We start from the raw sequence: 3748 nt of genomic DNA on the forward strand, positions 1-3748 counted from the left end.
AAGGCCAGGAGACGGGCGAAACAGGTGCGATATTCAACATGGCGATCCCCTACAAAAGAGTCAGCGGCCCTAAACAATTCCGCTGTTCCTTTGGTTTCGACCACCTGCCCAAAAGCTTGAGCTGTTCTTACATCCAGCCCAACAACGCCTGGATCGCGCCTCGGTCAACCGGCGCCCGCTCCGGGGTGCTCAGTCGTCGGCGTCCACCACCGCAGGCTTCACCACCGTCACCGGCACGGGCGAGCGCTGCACCATTTCATGGGACACGGAACCCAGCACCGCCGCCCGCAGGTCGCCGCTGCCTTGCGCGCTCATGATGACGGCACCGCAGCCGTGCCGTTCCAGAATCTCCACCAGCATCTGGGCGGGATCTCCGGTCGCCACCTCTTGCTCCACCTGCTGGCCCGCTGCCTTGAGCAGGGCCACGGCAGGGCGCATCAAATCGCGACCGGCGGCTTCGTTCACCTTGTTCAACACCGCCGGGTCGTGCGCCACCACCATCTCATACAGATTGGCCGTGGACTGCACATTGGCCACCACGAAGCGGGCCTTCAGCCCCATGCCCACCAACTTGAGCGCGTGGCGCACCGCCTCCAACGACTGCTCCGAACCGTCCACAGGAATCAGAATATTCAACATGGGCTTGGCCTCTTTTCTTTATTTGTGATGGGACGGAGATGCCGGACATCACGACCCGGCGGGCCGTTCGTTCAACACGCACCAGTACAACTCGATTTGCTCGGCCACTTCCATGAATTTGCCAAAATTGACCGGCTTTTCGATATACGAGTTCACCCCGAGGTCGTAGGCCTGCTTCAGATCCCGGTCTTCGCGGGAGGAAGTCAGTATCACCACCGGCACACGCCGGAAACGCTCGTGCGCCTTGAGCTGGCGCAAGACCTCCAGACCACTGACCTTGGGCAGGTTGATGTCCAGCAGAATCACGGCCGGCGGCTTCTCGCCCGCCTCCCAGCGTGCGATATAGGCCAGCGCCTCTTCACCGTCGCGCGCCACGTCGATGTGGTTGGACAGTTTTTTCTTGCTGAACGCCCGCAGGGTCAGGTCCAGATCCATCGGATTGTCTTCGACCAACAAGATGGTCGGCAGGCTCAAGAAAGGATTCATACGGGAAACTCCATCAAAAATGTGGACCCTTGGCCAAGCTCACCTTCGGCCCAGACCCGCCCACCCATGCGTTGCACCGCCTTGGCAACCAACGCCAGCCCGACCCCGGTACCGGGGTACTGTTCGGGTCCGTGCAAACGCTGAAAAATCCCGAACATGCGGTCATGGTATTTCATATCGAAGCCAACGCCGTTGTCGCGGACCCACATCCGCACTTGTTCGCCCTGTAGGCAGGCGCCGATTTCAATCGTCGGAGGGATGCTGCGGGCACTGAATTTGATGGCGTTGCCGATCAGATTGCGCAACACCACGGACAGGCCCTCGCGGTCACCGTGCACCGTCAAGTCGTCCAGCTTCAAGCTCACCTGGGTGCCCGCCCGGTCCAGATCGGAGCGGTATTGGTCGACCAGGGTTTCAACCAGCGGTTTGAGGTCCAGCTCCTGGGTGCTCAGCGCCTGCCGCTCCATGCGCGAATAAGCCAGCAAATCCGTGATCAGCAAGCCCATCTGGTTCACGCCCTGGCGGATACGTCCGACGAATTCCAGCCCCTCGTCACCGAGCTGGGCGGCGTACTCTTCTTCCAGCAAGGCGCTGTAGCCATCGATGCCGCGCAGCGGGGCCTTGAGGTCGTGCGACACCGAATAGGAGAAGGTTTCCAGTTCCTGATTGGCCAAGCTGAGCTGCAGGGTGCGCCGGTTCACGCGCTGTTCCAGCTCTTCGTTGATACGCCACAGCTCGGCTTCGGCCTCCTTGATCGGCGTCACATCGAGCAAGGTACCGCTGTAGCGCAGTGCTGTGGACCCGGGCACGGTGCGCTCCTGAACGGTGCCACGCAACCAGCGAACGGCCCCGCGCTCCGGGTTGGTGCGGAAATCCGCTGCCTTCACGTGTTCGCCTTGCGCCATGCCTTGCATGAAGGCTGCCACAGACTGCCGGTCGTCCGGGTGCAGACACGCCAGATACGCTTGCGGGCTGGGCACACCTTGGGCCGGGTCCAGCCCCACGTTTTCGTACATCTGCGCCGACCACCACAGTTGCTGGCTCGGCACGTCAAAAGACCAGCTGCCCAGGCGCGCCATGGTTTCGGCCTGCTCCAGAAAGGCCTTGTGTTCCTCGATCGCCTGCTTGGCCAGCAAACCCTCGGTGATGTCTTCCACCGTGGTGAGCAAATGTCGGATGCTGCCGTCGCTGTTGCGCACCGCCTTGACATCGATTTCGGTGTGCACGATGCGCCCATCCTTGCGCGTGAAGCGCTTTTGCATCCGATAGCCGTCACCCTCGCCCCCCATCAAGGCGTCGAACAGCGCCACATTGCGCTCCAGGTCGCCTGGCGGCGTGATTTCGGACCAGGTCAGCTGCAGCAACTCGGCGCGCGGATAGCCCAGGATTTCGCACAAGCGGTCGTTCACCTGCAACCAGTGCTTGGTTTGTGGCGAGGTGATCGCCATGCCAATGAAGGGCAGGTCGTAAAACATTTGCAGCAACTGGGCTTGTTGCTGCTGGGCGAACTGGGCTTCTTTCTGCACCGTGATGTCGAGCAGCACGCCACTGATGGTGACGATCTCGCCATCGGCATCGCGCGTCAACGTGGTTCGGTCATCCACCCAGGCCCAGCGCCCGTCCTTGCGCAGGAGGCGGTAGTCCATCTGGTAGTTGTCCGGGCCATGCGCCAGGTAGATGTCGATGTCCGGGTTGATGCGCCGCAAATCGTCGGGGTGGATCAGATCGTTGTACTGCCGCCGCGCCTGCAGCAAATCTTCGCGCGTGTACCCCCATTGTTCAACCGATTCGCTCACGTAGCTCACCGGCCAGCCGGGCGCGTTCATCCATTCGATCACCACCACGGGTGAGCGCCTGACCAGATCGTTGACCCGCCGCAGTTGCGCCTGCTCCTGCCTCAAACGGTCGGCCAATCGGTTGGCTTCCGCCCCGATGAAAGCCAGCTCGTCGCCACCGACGGGCTCGGCGCGGGGGTCCAGATCGGCGGCCATCGCCGCCAGCATGTCCACCAGGCGTTTGGCTCTGCGAAACCAGGCCAGGTGCAACACCCAGGCCAGCAAGCCCACGCCAGCAAGCAGAATCAAAGCCTCGCGCCAGGTCTCCTTGCGCAACTGCACCTGGCGTGCGGTCATCGCCGGCACAATGCCCCGTTGCACGATCAACATGCGGTCTTGCCCCAGACCGATCCGCCCCAGCAGTGCCGTTCGTGCCACATTGGCTCGCACTTGCACGCTGTGTGTTCCTCCACCGGCTTGCAGACGTTCTGCGCCCTCCGATCGGGCGAATCCACTCGACATCTTGGCCCAGACCTGGCCGATGTCCTGCTCGGACAGGGAAGCCTGCACCACACCATCCGCGCCCACCAGATACGCCCGATCCAGCCCCGGCATCGCCGCCACTTTCGAGCGGATCTTTTCGTCGTCGCCCTCTTCCAGCAACGGCAGCATGCGGATTTGCTCAAAAACCAAACGGTCGTACAAACGCCGGGATTCCTGCGCCACGACACCGTGTTCCGCCTGCGACAACTGCCAGGCGAAATGCACCCCAACGCGCAAAAAAGCGCAGAGCGCAAGCGACAAAGGCGCCAGCCAACGCCCCGGTAGATGCAACAGCCAGCGGCCCA

3 protein-coding genes are annotated in these 3748 nt (G+C 62.2%); all 3 read right to left on the reverse strand.

Going from position 1 to position 3748, the window contains the following annotated elements; genetic code table 11:
- Positions 1-189: 189 nt before the first annotated feature.
- Positions 190-639: a universal stress protein gene (locus ABYB95_RS19005; RefSeq protein ID WP_372660420.1), complete on the reverse strand. Its 450-nt coding sequence runs from the start codon at positions 637-639 to the stop codon at positions 190-192.
- Positions 640-687: 48 nt separating this feature from the next.
- Positions 688-1125: a response regulator gene (locus ABYB95_RS19010; protein ID WP_372660422.1), complete on the reverse strand. Its 438-nt coding sequence runs from the start codon at positions 1123-1125 to the stop codon at positions 688-690.
- Positions 1122-3748 (reverse strand): PAS domain S-box protein (locus tag ABYB95_RS19015; RefSeq protein WP_372660424.1); only part of this gene is annotated, 2627 nt, incomplete at its 5' end. The genes ABYB95_RS19015 and ABYB95_RS19010, both read right to left, overlap by 4 nt.

Source organism: Hydrogenophaga sp. (assembly GCF_041633695.1).
Classification (GTDB): Bacteria; Pseudomonadota; Gammaproteobacteria; order Burkholderiales; family Burkholderiaceae_C; genus Hydrogenophaga.